Origin of the sequence: Pseudovibrio sp. Ad13 (assembly GCF_001623225.1) — a bacterium.
Lineage (GTDB): Bacteria > Pseudomonadota > Alphaproteobacteria > Rhizobiales > Stappiaceae > Pseudovibrio.
The window spans coordinates 253,983-272,692 of the sequence record NZ_LMCC01000002.1 but is presented as its reverse complement, the minus strand read 5'-3'; the positions used below and the strand labels follow the sequence as shown (position 1 = coordinate 272,692).

The following is an 18,710-nucleotide window of genomic DNA, read 5'->3' as shown; positions in this document are numbered from 1 at the left end:
CAGTACCGAGTGTATCTCACGGATTGGAAGTGAAGTTCCAATCCGGTGGTCGCAGCGGTGTGTTACTGGTTGTTTTCTCTCAGGTCCGGATACCCTCTGGTAAATTCGGGCTGGAGCGCTTGTTTGCAAAGACACAGCATTCCTGTGTTTTTCTGAATGATATCCAATCGCAGTGGTACCTTAGTGCTCAACAGAGCATTGACTGTGCGATTGACGAAGCGATTGCGCAAGAGAACCCGGAGCGCATCATCTATTACGGCGCATCCATGGGGGCTTATGGGGCGTTGGTGACCGGCCTGCGGCGTCAGGACGGTGAGATTTATGCATTTTCAACGGAGCTGGAGCTGGGTGTGGTTGGCTCACAGAGCGCTGCATACCTGGCACCTTCTGCTCATGAAAAAGTAGATCTACTGGCGCTTCTATCAGAGAGTATGAAGTATCCCGTTCACCTCTTCTTCGGGCTATTCGATTGGGTTGACACGAACGGATACCTTGCCGCGCAGCGATTGCCGCATTGTGCAAACCGGTTTTATTATGGGGTTGCAGGGCCGCATGCGTTGCATGATCAGCTCTACTCTCTCAACATTATTCGCCAGCTGATCAAGACGTTTCAGCGCGATGTTGCTGAGCTGCTTAGGGCGCGAGGTCTCCTTATCACGCCAAGCCTTGCTGACTGCGCGGGTTTCGTTCGTCTGGGGCAAGCGCTCGCAGAAGGCAGAGTGATGCATCTGCCAGATGTATCGAGAGCACTCTCTGCAAATCCGGGCTATGGGTTGCTAAAGGCCGAACATCTTGCGTTGCAAGGAAAGCCTCAAGAGGGCGCTGAACTGCTTCAGGAGTGGGATAGTACCTTGCAATGTGATGCCGTGTTGAAGACGACACCAAAGCGTTGGCGCAAGAGTTTTTTGATAGGTGCAGCCGAGTTGTATTCAAGCTGCTTTGAGCACACAAAAGCTCGGGAAGCCCTTGCTAACTGCGCAGCACAGTTTCCGATTGATGAACGGATGTTGCAGTTGGCAGCAAAGCTGGATTTCGTTTTACCTGAAACTCAGTGAAGCCCTGATCTAATCTTGGATTGAAATTGTAGGGCAGCTTGATAGTATCACTAAGAACAAAGTGGGAACGGTTTCATGGAATTTGTGAAGGGCTCAAATCGCGTTCAACTGGATGATCCGCTGGTCGATGGTCGTCAATCCGAGCGTGCGTTGAAAATCCAGCGTGGGGTGCAGCGCTATCTGCGAGTGCTGGGTCATACGAGCCTGCCAGAAATCACATTGGCCTCAGGCCGTCGGGCTGATCTGGTGGTTCTTGGCAAGAAATCCGAGATTTGGATTATCGAGATCAAGTCATCAATCGAGGACTTCAAAGCAGACAATAAATGGCATGAGTATCGCGATTATTGCGACCGGCTATTTTTCGCTACCAGCGCAGACGTTCCGCAAGAGATTTTTCCAGAACAAACCGGCTTCATTCTGGCTGATGACTACATGGCAGAAATCATTCGCGAAGCACCGGAACACAAGCTTTCTGCTGCAACCCGTAAAGCGGTGATTTTGCGATTTGCGCAGGCTGCGGCGAACAGACTGCACGATCTGACTGACCCGAACCAGAGAAACCTGCGCAGGGGATAAACTGGGGAAGAACCTCAGCAAGCCTCTGCGTTCAAATGTTATTTTCAAAGAACGCCCTCAGAGAAGTTTAGCGCATAACATACTCACCAGAATGTTCAGGTTTCCGTTTGGGGAAAGGCTCACTAACATTAAAACATAAAACAGCTTGTCCGTATTGGGGCGAGAGAAAAGTGCTTTAGACATTTTTGCTGTTTCATTTCCGGAAGAAGTGAGGGCTTTCGGGCGTGTGGTGTGTTTCTGGGGAGGGGCGCAATGGATTTTGATTATGTGATTGTTGGAGGCGGCTCAGCAGGGTGTGTGCTTGCAGCCCGACTTACAGAAGACCCTTCAATAACGGTTTGCCTGCTTGAGGCTGGAGGTGAAGGAAAGTCCGTTCTGGTACGGGCACCTCTTGGCATTGCAGCGATGGTTTCCGCAAAGCCCTTTGCCATCAACAACTGGGCTTTTAACTCGGTTCCGCAAACGGAGCTGAACGACAGAACCACATTCCATCCACGCGGCAAGGCTTTGGGTGGCTCCAGCGCAATCAACGCGCAACTTTATATCCGCGGCCAAAAACAGGATTATGATGGTTGGGTGGAGCAGGGTGCTGAAGGGTGGTCCTTTGATGATGTACTGCCCTACTTCAAAAAGTCTGAATGCAATCAGCGCGGTGAAAGCAGAATGCATGGGGCCGATGGGCCTTTACACGTTTCCGAGCAACGTTCGCCTCTTCCAATCTCGCACGCCTTTTTAGCTGCAGCTGAAGGCAGGCAGATTAAACGCAACAATGACTTTAACAGCGGTGATCAGGAGGGCGTTGGGCTTTATCAGGTCACGCAGTTCCATGAGGACGACAAAAAGGGCGAACGCTGTTCAGCTGCTGCTGCCTACCTTCATCCCGTTATGGATCGCCCCAATCTGACCGTGATTACCTATGCCCGTAGCACTCGGGTGTTGTTTGAAGGCAAGAAAGCCGTTGGTGTTGAATACAACCAGAAGGGCAAACTTGCGATAGTGAAAGCAAGTCGTGAGGTTATTGTCTCAGCTGGCGCTTTCCAGTCTCCGCAGTTGCTTATGCTTTCTGGCATTGGGCCAGCGGATGAGCTGGCGAAACACAACATTCCGGTCCTGCATGACCTGCCAGGTGTGGGCAAGAACCTGCAGGATCATCTGGATTACACCATCAGCTACCGCTCTAATAAAACGGATATGCTGGGACTGGGCTTGAAGCCGGGCATTCAGCTGATCAAGGAGATACTGCGCTGGCGGAAGGATGGGTCTGGCATAATTGCTTCTCCGGCAGCAGAGGGTGGGGCTTTTTTGAAGACCAACCCGGAACTGGACAGGCCTGACGTTCAACTACATTTCGTCATCTCCATCATCGATGACCATGGTCGGAAGCTCTATGGCGGATACGGGTTTGGCTGTCACGTTTGCGTTTTGCGGCCAAAATCAACCGGGGAAGTTGGGCTCAACTCAGCAAACCCGATGGATGCTCCGCGTATTGACCCGAAATATCTGACAGATCCGGAAGACATGGATGTGTTGGTGAAGGGTATCCGCATGACACGGGACATTCTGGAAGGGCCAGAGCTCTCAGACTATAGGGAGGACATGCTCTACGAGTTTGGCCGTGATGAGCGCAGTATCAAGCAAGCGGTGCGGGAGAGGGCGGAGACGATCTATCATCCTGTTGGCACTTGCAAAATGGGCACAGATGAAATGTCGGTCGTCGGGCCGGACCTGAAAGTGCACGGACTGGAAGGCCTGCGAGTGATTGATGCTTCTACGATGCCTTCGCTGATCTCAGGCAATACGAATGCGCCGACAATCATGATTGCCGAGAAGGCTTCAGACATGATCCTCGGTAAACCGCTTTTGAGTGCAGAACACGAAAGCGAGCAGGTTTCGGCCTAAACAGCAAAAGGCCGGTACGAACTTACCGGCCTTCTAACGAGACTGTTAGGTGAGCGGGTTAAGCCAGCTCTGCAATCTTTTTGACAAGCTGGCGAGCGACTTCGTCCTTACCCATTTTCGGCCAGTCTTCCACGCCGTTATGGGTCACGAGACGGACGGTGTTGTTGTCGCCGCCCATGACGTTATTCTCTGGGCTGACATCGTTTGCTACAATCAAATCAGCGCCTTTACGCTCCAGCTTTCCGCGGGCGTTATTGATCAAATCATTTGTTTCGGCAGCAAAACCAACCACTAGCTTCGGTCGTTTGCCCTGCAAATGTCCTACTGTCTTCAGAATATCCGGATTTTCGACAAGGCTCAGAGCTGGTGGCAAGCCTGTTCCGTCTTTCTTGATTTTCTGGTTGCTATCGTGAGCAACCCGCCAGTCTGCTACGGCTGCAGCCATGATCGCGATGTCAGCTGGTAAGGCACATTCAACTGCGGCCAGCATAGCGCTTGCAGACTCTACGCGGATTGTCTCAACGCCTTTCGGGTCTGACAGAACTGTTGGGCCTGAGACAAGCGTCACTTGCGCTCCAGCATTTGCCGCAGCTTCTGCAATGGCATAGCCCTGTTTGCCGGAGGATCGATTGGCGATGTAACGCACTGGATCAATTGGCTCATGGGTTGGGCCAGCGGTGATGACAATGCGTTTGCCCTTCAGAGGCTGTTCTTTGGGAGAAAGGAGATCTTCAATCGCGGCGACAATTTCCAGCGGCTCGGACACGCGGCCATAGCCTGCTTCGCCTTTTTCCGCCATCTCGCCCGCATTGGGGCCAACAAAATTCAGGCCGCCCGCTTTCAACTGAGCAACATTGCGTTGGGTGGCCGGATGGCTCCACATTTTGGAGTTCATAGCAGGAGCAACGAGGACCGGTTTGTCATTGGCCAGCAATACGCAGGAGGCCAGATCGTCAGCCAGCCCGTGCGCCATCTTTGCCATGATGTTTGCGGTGGCTGGGGCGACGACGACGAGATCCGCCTCTCGTGACAAGCGGATGTGGCCGACATCGTGCTCGGCTTCTCTATCAAACAGCTCGGTGAAGACTGTGTCGCCCGTCAACGCACCAACAGCAAGCGGTGTGATGAACTGGGAACCACCGTTGGTCAGAATTGCCCGAACTTTCGCGCCTCGCTCTTGCAGGCGGCGGATCAGATCCAGCGATTTATAGGCTGCAATACCGCCTGTGATGATGAGGAGAATGCGCTTGTCTGAAAGCATTTTAAAACCACCTTTTGCGCAGGCTTGATCACCATCAGGCCCGCCAACTCATTTCCTGAGGTATTTCTATCCGTTTTCACTCCGGATTTCATTAGTTTCCTAAAGGCCTTTCGTCTCATTGGGTAAATCGCGGTAACAGTGCAGCGCCTTCAGATCCTGAATTTTCCGGGATGAGGCCAAATTTCTTCTTCGGGCTTGTCAAATTGCATGAGTTCGATGAGGTTTCTACCCTCCAGAATGAAGGCGACCCAAACGCCTTTGGCCGGACTTTCCGGAGACAAAATAACATTCTTACCTTGCAAAGCTTCGGTAAGGTCATCAACCACATAGGCAACATGAGGGGTTGTCTTGATTATCTCGGGGAGTGGGTTGTCATCATCAAAGTTCATCCACTCAATGGCATAAGGACCCTCAAAATAACCTGTTGCAGTGAGTTTGAGGGTTTTGTTGTGGTGCGTTTCCGGCAGCTTTTCGCTGGTGGGAATACCGACATGATGAAAGCGTAGTTCCTGCATGGCTCCTTGCCTTTAATGGCGATTTTGCCAATGCAGATTAGGCTTTTTCGATCACCACAGCCCCAAGATAACAAGTGCAATTGGAGAGATTTATCAGAGCTAAACACAAAAAAGCCCCGCTCTTGCGAGCGAGGCTTTCAGCATCAGAAGTTTCGGAGCCTAGAATTGGCCAGAGAAGCTGCGAGGTGCTGGTGCAATTGGTTCTGCAGTCCTCTTGCCAGAAACAGCATAAACCGCAAGTCCACGGTCATTCAGGCCATCTTGCTGGAAGCGGAAGATACCATCAATACCGAGGAAACCATCACGATTGGTCAACACACGGTCAGAGAAGCGATCAGGTCCAGCGGAGCGGACCAGCCCAGCGGCCAGAATGGTTGCATCATAAGCCAAGGACGCATTGCGCGGTGGTTGAGCGCCATAGGTTTCTCGGTAACGGGTCGCGAGACGCTCGAAGCTCTGGTTATCCGGCCCGGGGAACCAACTGCCAACCATGACAGGAGACTGGAGGATGTCCGGTGTGTTCCATTGACCACTGCCGATCATCTTCACTTCACCAAGGCTTGCACCCATTTCGGTCATCACCTGCATCACAAATGGAGGAACACCGCCCCCTTCAGGAACAAACAGAGTGTCCACCTGCGAAATAGAGCGGCTCAGGCTGGCAACGCGAGCGCGGATGTCTTCAGCATTGCCCGGGATGTAGCGCTCGATGGTGATGATACGGCCATTTGTCTGCCCAACAGCCTGACGGAATGCAGCTTCAGCCACCGCACCATAGGCATTGTTTGGCAACAGTGCAGAATAGGAGCCACGCTCTTGTTCTGCTGCATAAGACACAATGCGGTTCACGTCAGATACTGGCAGGTAGCTGAGCAGGTACGTGCCCGGCTTTGCCGCATTGATATCAGAGGAGAATGCAACGATTGGAACACCAGACCGGCGAGCAACGGCAGAAGCACCCTGAACAGCCGGGGCAAAAACCGGACCAATGAGGAGTTCTGCGCCTTCACTGATCGCCTGCTGGGCAGCAATGCTTGCGCCCTCAGAGGTTCCGCCAGTGTCTTTTACGAGCAGCTGGATGTCAGCTCCCTGAAAATCCTCAAGTGCAAGCTTGGCGGAGTTTTCGAAAAGAGTGGCAACAGAAGCAGCGGATTGACCTTCGCCAGAGTATGGCAGCAGCAGGCCAACACGAACGGAGCCATTGCCAATGGCACGGCCTGAAACCAGTTGCGGCTGGCCGTTCGGGTTCAAATCAGGCTGAAAAGGAGTGTTCACCGATGAGAAGTTAGGTGAATTAACACAGCCAGCCAACAAGAAGGAGACGCCAAGTGCAGCCCCTGTCACAAGTTTGCGGAAGCTCATTCCACGCAGTGTGGCTGATCCTAAGCTCATGGATGCCCCATCTATTCCGAAGGCCGTTCGATCAATCCCCCGTTTTGCAAGGGATGAAATCCGGCAATTTACATTTAGAACTCGTCGCGATTGCTCACGCGCCATGCTCTAATCGATTATTTTACGCATACTCTTATCCGAAAACCGGACCCCACTTCTCGGAGATACGCCTTAGTTTGGTTTATTTCTACAGATCCAACGCAGTTAATACAGCCTCAACCCAAGGAAATCCGCGATTTTTTTAAGGATTCTGTCAAAAACTCCCCGTTGTAATTAGTCATTTTGCGGTTTGTTGGTTAGATGTGCACTCTCTACTGTGCAAAACTTGCTCCATTCTGGAGCTTTCACGAGGCGACCATGGATCATTCCGAAGCTGCATCTGAGCGGAAATACTACATTAGCGAGCATTCGCTAACGGCTAAACGGATTGAACCGGGACTGCACATCGTTTCAACCCCAATCGGCAATCTGCAGGACATCACAATCCGTGCGCTGGAAACTTTGGCGGCTTGCGATCTTATTGCCTGCGAAGATACTCGTGTGACGGGTGTTTTGTTACAGCGTTATGGCATTCGCACGCAGATGATGACCTATCATGAGCACAATGCCCACAGGCAACTTCCCAAAATTTTAGAGGCATTGGGCGCAGGTCGAGCCGTTGCACTGGTCTCAGATGCAGGTACGCCGCTCATTTCTGATCCCGGTTTTCGACTTGTAGGTGATGTGGTGGAGCATGGGCACAAGGTTGTGCCAATTCCAGGTGCTTCAGCCATGTTGAGTGGTCTGGTAGGTGCAGGTTTGCCTTCTGATACCATTTTGTTTGCTGGCTTTTTGCCCAATAAGACCCATGGCAGAAAGAAACGCCTTGAAGAATTGAAAGATATTCCGGCGACACTGGTGTTTTATGAGAGCCCTCACAGAGTTGGGGCTTCTCTTGTCGATATGACTGAAGTTCTTGGAAAGCGTAAAGCAGCTGTTGCCCGCGAGCTGACCAAGCGGTTTGAGACTTTCCAGCGTGGCTCTCTTGCAGAACTGAGTGATTTCTATTCGGGGGATCGCCCCAAGGGAGAAATTGTTATTCTTGTCTCACCACCTGAAGAGCAGGAACTGACCGAGGTTGATGCAGACGCGCTGTTGCATGAGGCATTGAAAGAAATGCCAGTGAGCGCAGCAGCCAAAAAAGTCTCCAAAGCGACCGGGTTGGATCGAAAGACGATTTATACCCGTGCGATGGAGCTTAAAAATGCAGGAACGGCAGAAGAGCCCGAGAGCGACTAAAAGCAGCCTTCTGAAGAAGCAGGCGGCTTACCGAAAAGGCCTGCAGGCGGAGTTGAAAGCAGAGATGCTGCTTCGCCAGGCTGGCTGGCAGATTCTTGAAAGACGCTACAAAACCAAGCAGGGCGAGATCGATTTGATCGCCGAACAAGACCAAACGATTGTGTTTGTGGAGGTGAAAGCCAGACGGGGTGTGGATGATGGCTTATATGCAATCACGCAACGCTCTCAACGAAGGATTGCAAATGCCGCCCGAGAATGGGTTTCACACCACAACGATGTGGTTGGAAAAACCTTGCGATTTGATGCGGTTATTCTTCCCAAACACGGAGAAGCCCAGCACTTCCCTAATCTTTTTGAAGCTGAAATTTTTTAGGAAACAAATATTTTATCGCAAAAATGTAGACAAATTGCTTTCTGACCCACATATCTGCAGCTAACATCCATTTTTATTTACATGGATTTCTATCCCAGCCTTATTTCAGGAGTGCCTCATGTCCCAAGCAGCTTCTTCTGGTGCCAAGCGGCCGCTTAAAGTTGCCGTACAGATGGACCATATCTCTACCATCAACATTGCGGGCGACAGTGCTTTTGCTCTGATGCTAGAAGCGCAGGATCGTGGTTATGAACTGTATCACTACACACCAGAGCGTCTGGCGCTGTGGGGTGAAAAGGTTATGTGCCGCGTTGAGCCGGTAACCGTGCGCGACGAAGCAGGCAATCACTTCAGTTTTGGTGAGCCTCAGCGCGTTGACATGTCTGAGATGGACGTCGTTCTGATGCGACAGGATCCTCCATTTGATCTGGCTTACATCGCTGCGACCCACATTCTCGAAAAGCTTTCCGAGACGACGCTCGTTCTGAACAATCCAGTCTCTGTGCGTAATGCACCAGAGAAACTGTTTGTGACCCAGTTTGCGGACCTGATGCCGCCAACGCTGATCACTCACGATCGCGAGGAGGTTGATGAGTTCCGCAACATCCATAGCGACATCGTGATGAAACCGCTGTTTGGACATGGTGGAGCTGCTGTTTTCCGCGTGACCAAGGATGACCTGAACTATGGGTCTCTTTACGACTTCTTCTCCGTCACATTCCGCGAGCCTTGGGTGATTCAGAAGTTTCTGCCGAATGTGAAGCACGGTGATAAGCGCATTCTCCTGGTTGATGGTGAGTTTGCTGGTGCAGTGAACCGTGTGCCTGCAGAAGGTGACTTACGCTCCAACATGGTGCGTGGCGGATCTCCAAAAGACAGTGACCTGACCGAGCGCGAAAGAGAGATTTGCGCACGCCTTGGGCCGACACTGAAAGAGCAGGGGCTCATTCTCGTTGGAATCGATGTGATTGACGGAAACCTCACTGAAATCAACGTGACTGCCCCAACTGGCATTCGAGCGATCCAGAAGCTGGGCGGGCCAGATGTGGCCGGCATGGTCTGGGATGTGCTTGAGAAAAAGCTGGAAGCCTAAAAAGTAGCAAAAGCCCTGTTCTTCAGCAGGGCTTTTCTTTTTCATCATGAACTCCGAGAATTCAGGTAGAGCTTCTTATGGGAGCTTTCGTATTTCTGAGTATTCAAGGCTTGTGTGTTTCTCATTCGTTCCTGCTTAATTACTACAATGATGATTAATTGTGGCCGCAGGAGTGTCAGGTGTTTGCTCGCATCTCTACCGTTTCCTTTCAGGGTGTCGACGCTGCAAATGTTGACGTGCAGGTCCAGATTAGCCCCGGATCCGTCTATTTCACTCTTGTTGGTCTGCCCGACAAGGCAATTGCAGAGAGCAAAGAGCGGGTTCGTTCAGCTCTCATTGCCTCGGGCCTGGCGCTACCAGCCAAACGCGTGACGGTTAATCTTGCGCCGGCTGACCTGCCAAAGGAAGGATCTCATTATGACCTTCCTATTGCACTTGGCCTCTTGGTGGCGATGGGGGCACTGCCTGCGGAAGCTGTCGAAGGTTTCCTCGTTCTAGGTGAGCTCTCACTGGATGGCAGCATTTCACACGTAAACGGAGCCCTCCCAGCTGCAATCGCTGCTGTTGCAAACGGGAAAGGTTTGATCTGTCCGGAAAGTTGCGGCTCTGAAGCGGCATGGGCGGATGAGAACCTGAAGATTATGGCTGCAGGATCACTGGTTCAGCTCTACCGCGCATTGAAAGGTGATATTACTCTTTCTGCCCCAGAACCGCGTAGCTCTCCACAAGCTGCCAGTTCACTGGATCTTGCCGATATTCGAGGTCAGGAAACAGCGAAGCGGGCACTAGAGATTGCTGCGGCAGGCTCTCATAACCTGATGATGGTTGGTCCTCCAGGTTCTGGAAAGACTTTACTCGCAAGCAGGTTACCCGCTCTTTTGCCACCACTTTCAGCTCGCGAACTTCTGGAAGTATCCATGATCGCTTCCATATCAGGAGAGTTGGAAGATGGCGCATTGAGCAATCAACGTCCCTTCCGAGCACCACATCACTCCGCATCCATGGCCTCATTGGTTGGCGGTGGCATAAAAGCCAGACCCGGTGAAGTGTCCATGGCTCACAATGGTGTGCTTTTTTTGGATGAGCTGCCAGAGTTCGATAGCTCCGTTCTGGACAGCTTGAGGCAGCCTATTGAGAACGGTGTGGCGACGATTGTTCGCGCCAATTATCGGGTGAGCTATCCATCCATAGTGCAAGTGGTTGCTGCGATGAACCCTTGTCGTTGCGGATATGCAGGAGAACCGGGACATACTTGCAGGCGAGGTGATAAATGCGCCAGTTCTTACCAGTCGCGAGTGTCCGGGCCTTTCGTGGACCGGATGGATTTGCAACTTCATGTTCCCGCGGTTTCTGCAAGAGACCTGATCAGCCCGCGCACTTCTGAGAGTTCGCAGGTGGTTGCTCAACGTGTTGCGCGTGCTCGTGCAATACAGCAAGCTCGCTATGCCTCTCTTGGGTTAGATATCACTGTCAACGCACATGCCAGTGCACGGACCATCGAGCAGATTGTTGCATTGGATCAAGGCAGTAAAGAGTTGATTGAACAGGCCTCCATACAATTTGGTCTTTCTGCACGTGGATACCATCGTGTTTTGAAACTATCACGGACAATCGCAGATATGGACGGGTCAGAGTCCGTTCAGCGCATTCACCTGGCCGAGGCCCTGAGCTTCAAACGCTCTTCAGCCTATTTGGCAGCAGCATAATCTGTTATATCCTACCAATTTAATTTTACTGATTTACCGAAATAGTTCGGGTGGAGCAAAAGCTGTGTTGAAACGGAGACTGAAAACTGAGGAGAGCACCCATGTTGTTACTCAGGCGCGCGTGTCTCTGATTAAGCAAAGCGAAATCACCGAGAAATCCTCCTTTGTTCTAAAGGGCCTCTCCATTTTCGTGGGCGTTATATGCTTGCTGATTGCGTTGTTGCTGACCGATTGGCAGTCCTTGCAAGGTTTCTATGTTGTGTTGCTTGCTTTTGGGGCTGGCGCTGTCTTGTTTCGTCGGTTTCCAGCAAGTGATGTTATCGCCCAAAGTTGGAAGACAGCTCAAATCCAGAGTGAGGTGGAGCAACTTGAAGACCCATCTGAATTAGCTAGCGATACTGACTGGCAATTACGTGAAGCGGATGATCGGCATCGTTCCATTCTGGATGCGCTGGGCGCTATCGTGATCCGTTGTGATAGCAATGGGGTGGTGCTGTCAGTCAATGATGCAGGTAAACGCAATTTTCCAGCTGGGTTTGGAGTTGAGATCGGAGGAGCTATTCATCTGCCTTATGCCGATGACTTTACTCCTGATCTTGAGGAAGGGGCTGCTGGGACTACCGAAGACGTTGCTTTGCGCACAAAACATGGCACCCGCTGGTATTCACACCTGCGCCTGAGCATTCGTGATGGCAGCGGTGGAGCTCCTATCATTCAGTGGATCCTGACGGATGTCACAGATAGGCGACAAGCAGAGCAAAAACTGCGGGAAGATCGCGATCATGCTGCAAATGCCAGCGAGGCAAAATCTCGCTTCCTCGCGATGGTCAGTCACGAAATTCGTACGCCCTTAAACGGTGTCTTGGGCATGGCAGATTTGTTGCATGACACGACAACCACTGCAGAGCAGCAAAATTACATTAATGCGATCAAAGCATCAGGCTCCACACTTTTAATGCTCATTGATGAGGTACTTGATTACTCCAAGATCGAAGCGGGAAAACTGGAGTTGGAGACTGGCAATGTTGAACTTGCTCCGTTAGTGGAACGCGTTGTGGAGCTGCTCTCTCCCAAAGCCCATGCAAAGGGGTTGCAGATTGGTTCATTTATCAATCCAGCCGTACCAAAAACCATCCAGAGTGACCCGGCACGGTTGCAGCAAATCCTATACAATCTGGTTGGAAACGCGATCAAATTTACAGAAGAAGGCGGTGTTTCTTTAGTCCTGCAAGTCACTACGGATACTACAGGCCACCACTTGCTGGAGTTCGCTGTTCAAGATACTGGCCCCGGCATGGATGACGTCACAGCAGCTCGCATCTTCCGGGAATTTGAACAGGGTGAATATGGGCGAGACCGCAAGTTCGATGGAGCAGGCCTGGGCTTGGCAATCTCCAAACGACTCGCGGAGCTTATGGAAAGTTCGCTCACCGTTCAAAGCCAGCTGGGTTGTGGCTCCACTTTCCTTCTTGAGATGCCAGTTGATGAGATTTCAGAGGACTTTGTAAAAGACCATAATGATCGTATCGCGATCATAACCAGCAATCAGATTGAGGCCGACCTCGTCTATAAAACGCTGAGCACAAGCGGTTACAATCACACCAAGGTTCTGGCAGCAGATGAACTTGAAGATTTGCCTCTTACGATACAATTTGACCGTTTGCTTGTTGGTGAAGAATATGTAGAACGCATTCGCAATTTCTATGGGCAGCAATCTGAGAGTGCACCGGAGATCTTTGTCCTCATTAAACCTCAGGAACGGGCGCGGATTGCCGATATCAAGACCGGAGAGTTTTCTGGTTACTTGACCCGTCCTGTGCGTCGCAGCTCACTGCTTCGGGTGCTCTCACCCAGCTCGCTGCAAACTGACGTGGTAGACAACGATGTCACAGAAGAAGAGGTGGCATCTACACCACAAGGCCAGAGTACAAATCTCAATGTGTTAGTGGCCGAAGACAATCCAATTAACTGGATGCTGGTTGAAGCATTGCTGGGCAAACTGGGCCACACATCCTCGCTTGCTGAGGATGGGCATAAGGCTGTTTCGCTCTGTGCCAGCGGCTCATTTGATATTGTGCTCATGGATCTGCACATGCCCGGTCTGGATGGACTTGAAGCCATCTCAAAAATTAGAGGCCGGGAAGAAAAATCTGCATCGCAAGTGCCAATTTATGTTGTTTCAGCAGACGTTATGCCAGACGCAAAAGAAGAGGCTCTTAATGCCGGAGCAGACGGTTTTTTAAGCAAACCCCTAAAAAAGCAGGATCTCGAAGCTGTTTTAAAACGCTATGCTAAGGGATAGCTCGGTATATTTAGCCTGTTCAATATCACGAGGCGGTTGTTATACTCAGATTAACCGCGACCGCAGCATTGTTTAGCAGATGTGAGCGTCGTTACGCGGGTAAATGTTGGTGTTATGTCACTCAACTGTCCTAAAATGGGCTTATATCACAGATTGACTACCCAAAATTGACATGGGTGACTCGATTGGTGCAAATTCAGAAAGGCGTTCTCATTATTGCATTGTTTCATAAACACCTAAGCAATATGAGATAATAATAGTATGGCTGGATCTGGACATATCTCCCCGATGAAAGTCCTAAAAAAGTTTACACCGAGCAAGTTGTCAGGGCGACCTGCGCCGCGGTGGATCCCTCAGGCAATGCTTGGAAAAATGCCGGAGGCAGGACAAAGCCTCGGTAAGGTCGGCCCACTCGAGGTTCGTCTTTCCAACGGAGTCAAAGAACTCAAGCAATCTCAGCGTTTACGCTACGAAGTGTTTTACGAAGAGATGTCCGCTATTGCAGATGCACAAACTCAGTTATCGCGTCTTGATCGCGACAGTTATGACGAGATTTGTGATCATCTATTGGTCGTTGATCACAATAGTCAGGTTCGCAACAAACCATTTTCCAAACTCAAGCCGCAGATCGTAGGCACTTACCGATTGCTCCGTCAGGAACTTGCACAGCTCAATGGCGGTTTCTACACAGCAGGCGAGTTTGATATTCAAGGGATTCTGGATCGCCACAGTGATCTCAATTTCATGGAACTCGGTCGTTCTTGTGTTTTGAAACCTTATCGCACCAAGAAGACCGTAGAATTGCTATGGCATGGCATCTGGTCTTATGTGTTGACGCACAATGTAGATGTAATGATCGGCTGTGCCTCTATCGAAGGTACTGATCCTGATCTTCTTGCTGAGCAGCTTTCCTTCCTGCATCACTTTGCTAGTGCGCCAGAAGAATGGCATGTATCAGCGCTGCCGGACCAGTATGTGGAGATGAACCGCATTGCGAAAGATCAGGTGGATCAACGCGCTGCGCTGCGTTCTCTGCCACCGCTGATTAAAGGATATCTACGCCTTGGCGCCTATATCGGTAACGGAGCCGTTGTTGATCACCAGTTCGGCACCACTGATGTTTTGATCATCATGCCAGTGTCCAAGCTGAACTCGCGCTATGTGAACTACTATGGCCAAGATGCCAGCCGGTATTCCAGCTGATCACAGAGCTACTAGTATCTCAAAATGGAGAGGGCGGGTTTCCGCCCTTTTTATTTGCGTAGGAGCGCTAGAATCTCTGCATATTTGTGGCATTTCCCAGCCAACTGCACGCAATTCACCTCAATAGCTTAACGCACAATTAAGCGTGTTTCCCTAAAATCGTTCGTGTTTTGTATCCAGGTTGCGACCTCCCTCCCAAGCGGTCAGCAGCCTGAATTTGTTCAGGCTTGCTCAATCTTTCATGGCAATATTTGCCCAAAATTTGAGTGATCGGTACTGGGGTGTTTTAGAGTTATGGCGACAGGCCAAAATGGAAATGGCAGAAAACGGAGGCCAGTGCGCCCCGGGCAACGCCCTTCCGGCAAGCCGCCTCAACACCCTGAGGGACAGCGTCCCAAACGCCCAGCACAACCTCAACGCCCACGCTTACAAGGCGTCGCATTGCGTCCGGACGAGGTCGAAGATTATATTCGCCGTCCGAGCAAAGCCAACGCTCCAAGCAAGCAATCATCATCAGGGCAACGCTCTTCACCGCAAAACCCAACGGCACAGGCCAGAAAACCTGCACCTCAACGTCCCAGACCTGTGCAAGGAGCGCCAGTCAAGAAGCCTGCCAAAAAACCTAGCCGCAAGGCACGTCAACAAACACTGGCAGCTCTTGATGCAGCAACCTCCTCTGGCAAGCCAAAGAGCCAAAGCAAGTTTCGGCGGTTCTTGTGGAAGTCCTTTCGCTTTTCCATGTATTGGAGTGTCGTTCTCGGCATTTGGGGGATTGTCGTTGTTGGCGGAATTCTCACCTATTACGCTGCGCATTTGCCACCAGCTTCGGAGTGGGCTGTTCCACAACGCCCACCTAACGTGCGCATCGTTTCAGCAAACGGCACCTTGATTGCCAATCGTGGCGATACCGGTGGAGAGGCGGTCCGTCTGGAGCAGTTACCTACGTATCTGCCTGAAGCTGTGATGGCTATCGAAGACAGGCGGTTCAGGTATCATTTCGGCATCGATCCAATCGGTCTTGCCCGCGCTGCATTTGTCAATTACACCAGCGGGCGCACTGTGCAGGGCGGGTCAACACTCACACAGCAGCTGGCGAAAAACCTGTTCCTAAAGCCTGAGCGCACCATGCAACGTAAGATGCAGGAAGTGGTGATGGCGCTGTGGTTGGAGTGGAATTACAGCAAGGACGAAATTCTGGAGATGTACCTTAACCGGGTTTATCTCGGCGCAGGGGCTTATGGTGTTGATGCCGCGTCGCGGGTTTATTTTGGAAAGTCCGCTCATCTCATCAACCTTGCTGAAGCGGCAACCATAGCAGGACTGCTGAAAGCACCTAGTAAGTATGCCCCCACACGCAATGCCGCTCTTGCAGAGGGGCGTGCGCAGGTGGTGATCGCATCAATGCACAAGGCTGGCTTCATCACCGCTGATGACGCCAAGAACGCATTGTTCAACCCAGCGCACGTGGTTACAAGCCACAACAGCAGCAGTGGCAATTATGTTGCTGATTACGTGATGGAGTTGCTACCCGGCTTCGTGGGTTCCATTGGTGAGGACATTATTGTCGATACCACCATCGATTGGGACATGCAGCAAGCAGCAGAAACGGCACTGACCACTCGAATTGCGGAGTCTCGCCGAGAGTTTAATGTCACTCAAGGCGCGGTTGTTACGCTCAATCGCAGTGGTGCAATTCGTGCTCTGGTTGGCGGTGTTGATTATCGGAAAAGCCAGTTCAACCGCGCTGTATATGCACGCAGACAGCCGGGATCTGCCTTCAAACCGTTTGTTTATCTTGCGGCATTGGAACGGGGTATGACCCCTAATACTGTCCGCAGGGATGCTCGTGTCACCTACAGGGGCTGGACGCCGAAGAACTACACCAAGCGATACTATGGCGATGTGACACTGACGCAAGCGCTTGCATTTTCGATCAACACCGTTGCAGCAAAGCTGGCGCATGAGGTTGGCCCGGCCAATGTGGCGCGTACAGCACGCCGTCTGGGCATTACATCCGCGCTCAAGTCCAATCCATCCATCGCTCTTGGAACTTCTGAGGTCACTCCGCTTGAGATTGCAGCTGCGTATGTGCCTTTCTCCAATGGCGGATATGGTGTCGTTCCTCATGTGGTACGGCAAATTCGAAATGAACATGGCAAAGTGCTTTATCGCCGTTCCGGTGATGGTACAGGACGCGTCGTTCGCGGAGATAAGCTGAGTGAAATCAACACTATGATGGCGCAGACAGTTTATGGTGGCACAGGAAAGCGAGCTTTGTTGGCTGGACGACCCGCGGGAGGCAAAACCGGTACAACGCAAGGCTATAAAGATGCGTGGTTCATTGGTTATACAAACTCGCTCACCACTGCGGTTTGGCTTGGGAATGATAATAACAAGCCAATGAAGAAGGTGAGTGGGGGTACACTGCCAGCTGAAATCTGGGCATGGGTGATGGAGACAGAGCATCAGGGTATCCCGATTGCCAGACTGCCGGGTGTGCCGATTAATCTTGCCGAAACATCACCATTATTGAAACCGGGCACTGCGCCTAAGCGTCGTCAACCAACATTTGTGGCAGCTCCTCAGCAACCACAGCCACCAAGGCCTGCAATTCAAGCAACAACAGCTCCGCGCCCGCAAAACAACACCAGCACAAGCCCTCTGGACCTGCTTGGAAGGTTGTTTGGCGGTGGCTAGCTATTCTTGTCCGTAAAGGTGAAGTTGAGAGCCGTGCTCTTTGAGCCAGCGTTGGGCTTGCTTTGTGTGGGGTGCTAACTGCTCACAAACACGCCAGAACTCTGGTGAATGATCCAGTTTCACCAAGTGAGCCACTTCGTGAGCGGCTACGTACTCCAAAATGTCGGGTGGTGCCATCACAAGGCGCCAGGAGAACGATAGTTTCCCATCATACGAGCAGGATCCCCATCGGCTCTTGGTGTCTCGCAATGTGATGCTATGGTAGTTGCGTCCAAGCTGCTTTGTGAAATGTTGTACGTGTTCCTCAAGACTTTCTTTGGCTGATTTGCGCAGAAAATCTTTGGTTTTTCGATGAAAGCTTTGGGTTTCGCCCGGCAGCAACAACAGCGGTTCATCCGTCTCTTCTTCGAGATCAAGCTTCGCAAGCCCACGCAGTTTGCCAGAAGACCGTAAGGTGTGCAGGACACCTTTAATGGGGATGCGCGCACCCTCTTCAAACTTGATGGTATCCGGACGAGAACCCAGTCTTTGCTTCAACCACTCGACTTGTCGGTTGGCGAAATCCTGAGCTGTTTTCAGATTGCCGCGGGCAGGAACGGTGATGACAGGTGTTGGGTCTCCAGGGGGAATTCTAAGGATATAGCGTTTTGCTCTGGAGTTGCGTTTCAGGCGAACTTGCAGAGGCTTATTCCCCAGATCCACCTCAATAAACTCTGGCAAAACCTTTGTCGCAAAGAACCCCATATCACCTCAAAAATTGCACTGGCCGCTCTCGTTATTGCAGAGAAAGGGGCGATTTGAAAGTCGACTAGTGCGAATTACTTTAGCGAGTGTGTTGCTTTGCGAGTAAGCCTCAACGCACAAAAGGGTGCCCTGCGAGAGCAGAGCACCAGATACTTATTATGAACCTTTGAGAACCACTAGATTGCTTCACCAGCAGATGGCTCACCTGGACGGTTGTGGCGGTTTCTCATGAAGCGGTCGAATTCTTCCTGATCTTTAGCCCGACGCAGGTCGTTCATGTAATCATCGAATTCCTGACGCATGCTATCAAGCTTTCTGCGCTCTTCTTCCAAGCGGGTCAGCTCTTTTTCACGGTAGTCGTCAAATGCAGCATTACCGCTGCGGGTCGCATTTTGCATATTGTCCATCGTATTTTTCAAGTTGCTACGATTCCACTGGCATTTAGCTTCACGCTTCCAGCCATTAAAGTTGTCGCCCCATAAGATGTAGGCAAGCATAGCAAGGCCAAGAGGCCAGAAAACTACGAATCCAAGAACCATAAGTGCAATACTTATAGGATTCCAGGAGGGTTTTATTGCATTTACATTCATTAAAATCACCCCTTTCTCAAATCAAC

Annotated in this window: 15 protein-coding genes; 10 read left to right on the top strand and 5 right to left on the bottom strand. The window is 51.3% G+C overall.

Annotation, left to right across the window (positions count from 1 at the left end; translation table 11 throughout):
* The first annotated feature begins 29 nt into the window (after positions 1-29).
* The 3 genes from PsAD13_RS02095 to PsAD13_RS02085 all read left to right on the top strand — a co-directional run bounded on the left by PsAD13_RS02095 (position 30) and on the right by PsAD13_RS02085 (position 3,530).
* A complete protein-coding gene (locus tag PsAD13_RS02095; protein ID WP_208986381.1) occupies positions 30-1,055 on the top strand; it encodes a hypothetical protein in 1,026 nt (341 codons plus the stop codon).
* 75 nt (positions 1,056-1,130) lie between these two features.
* Positions 1,131-1,631, top strand: coding sequence for an MmcB family DNA repair protein (locus PsAD13_RS02090; RefSeq protein WP_063317153.1), 501 nt, complete (start codon positions 1,131-1,133; stop codon positions 1,629-1,631).
* Between the two features lie 252 nt (positions 1,632-1,883).
* On the top strand, positions 1,884-3,530 hold the full coding sequence (locus PsAD13_RS02085; RefSeq protein ID WP_063317152.1) for a GMC family oxidoreductase N-terminal domain-containing protein: 1,647 nt from the start codon (positions 1,884-1,886) through the stop codon (positions 3,528-3,530).
* 58 nt (positions 3,531-3,588) lie between these two features.
* Here PsAD13_RS02085 and coaBC read toward each other — a convergent pair whose 3' ends face one another.
* The 3 genes from coaBC to PsAD13_RS02070 form a co-directional block, all read right to left on the bottom strand.
* Entirely contained in the window at positions 3,589-4,791 is a 1,203-nt protein-coding gene (coaBC, locus tag PsAD13_RS02080; RefSeq protein ID WP_063317151.1) for a bifunctional phosphopantothenoylcysteine decarboxylase/phosphopantothenate--cysteine ligase CoaBC, read from the bottom strand.
* Positions 4,792-4,940: 149 nt separating this feature from the next.
* Positions 4,941-5,306 carry a hypothetical protein gene (locus tag PsAD13_RS02075; RefSeq protein ID WP_057463154.1) on the bottom strand — a complete coding sequence of 122 codons (366 nt, stop codon included), beginning with the start codon at positions 5,304-5,306 and terminating at the stop codon, positions 4,941-4,943.
* 159 nt (positions 5,307-5,465) lie between these two features.
* The gene (locus tag PsAD13_RS02070) at positions 5,466-6,698 is read right to left on the bottom strand and encodes a penicillin-binding protein activator (RefSeq protein ID WP_063317150.1); all 1,233 of its coding nucleotides are present in this window, start codon (positions 6,696-6,698) and stop codon (positions 5,466-5,468) included.
* Positions 6,699-7,055: 357 nt separating this feature from the next.
* Between PsAD13_RS02070 and rsmI the strand changes: the two genes are divergently transcribed.
* From rsmI to PsAD13_RS02030, 7 genes are all read left to right on the top strand, one after another.
* The gene (gene rsmI, locus PsAD13_RS02065; RefSeq protein WP_063317149.1) at positions 7,056-7,976 is read left to right on the top strand and encodes a 16S rRNA (cytidine(1402)-2'-O)-methyltransferase; all 921 of its coding nucleotides are present in this window, start codon (positions 7,056-7,058) and stop codon (positions 7,974-7,976) included.
* The gene (locus tag PsAD13_RS02060) at positions 7,942-8,349 is read left to right on the top strand and encodes a YraN family protein (RefSeq protein WP_153040833.1); all 408 of its coding nucleotides are present in this window, start codon (positions 7,942-7,944) and stop codon (positions 8,347-8,349) included. Before rsmI ends, PsAD13_RS02060 begins: the two co-directional genes overlap by 35 nt.
* A 118-nt stretch (positions 8,350-8,467) precedes the next feature.
* Entirely contained in the window at positions 8,468-9,442 is a 975-nt protein-coding gene (gene gshB, locus PsAD13_RS02055; RefSeq protein ID WP_084404619.1) for a glutathione synthase, read from the top strand.
* A gap of 179 nt (positions 9,443-9,621) precedes the next feature.
* Complete coding sequence (locus tag PsAD13_RS02050; RefSeq protein ID WP_063317148.1) at positions 9,622-11,148, top strand: YifB family Mg chelatase-like AAA ATPase; 1,527 nt, start codon at positions 9,622-9,624, stop codon at positions 11,146-11,148.
* Positions 11,149-11,212: 64 nt separating this feature from the next.
* Positions 11,213-13,450, top strand: coding sequence for a PAS domain-containing hybrid sensor histidine kinase/response regulator (locus PsAD13_RS02045; protein WP_208986380.1), 2,238 nt, complete (start codon positions 11,213-11,215; stop codon positions 13,448-13,450).
* Between the two features lie 360 nt (positions 13,451-13,810).
* The gene (locus tag PsAD13_RS02040; protein WP_153040832.1) at positions 13,811-14,653 is read left to right on the top strand and encodes a GNAT family N-acyltransferase; all 843 of its coding nucleotides are present in this window, start codon (positions 13,811-13,813) and stop codon (positions 14,651-14,653) included.
* Positions 14,654-14,947: 294 nt separating this feature from the next.
* On the top strand, positions 14,948-17,350 hold the full coding sequence (locus tag PsAD13_RS02030; RefSeq protein ID WP_244275086.1) for a PBP1A family penicillin-binding protein: 2,403 nt from the start codon (positions 14,948-14,950) through the stop codon (positions 17,348-17,350).
* Here PsAD13_RS02030 and PsAD13_RS02025 read toward each other — a convergent pair whose 3' ends face one another.
* Together PsAD13_RS02025 and PsAD13_RS02020 are read right to left on the bottom strand one after the other, a co-directional pair.
* Positions 17,351-18,094 (bottom strand): SprT family zinc-dependent metalloprotease, encoded by a 744-nt coding sequence (locus tag PsAD13_RS02025; protein ID WP_063317146.1) that lies wholly within the window; start codon positions 18,092-18,094, stop codon positions 17,351-17,353.
* A gap of 176 nt (positions 18,095-18,270) precedes the next feature.
* The gene (locus tag PsAD13_RS02020) at positions 18,271-18,684 is read right to left on the bottom strand and encodes a DUF2852 domain-containing protein (RefSeq protein ID WP_063317145.1); all 414 of its coding nucleotides are present in this window, start codon (positions 18,682-18,684) and stop codon (positions 18,271-18,273) included.
* Between the last annotated feature and the right edge of the window lie 26 nt (positions 18,685-18,710).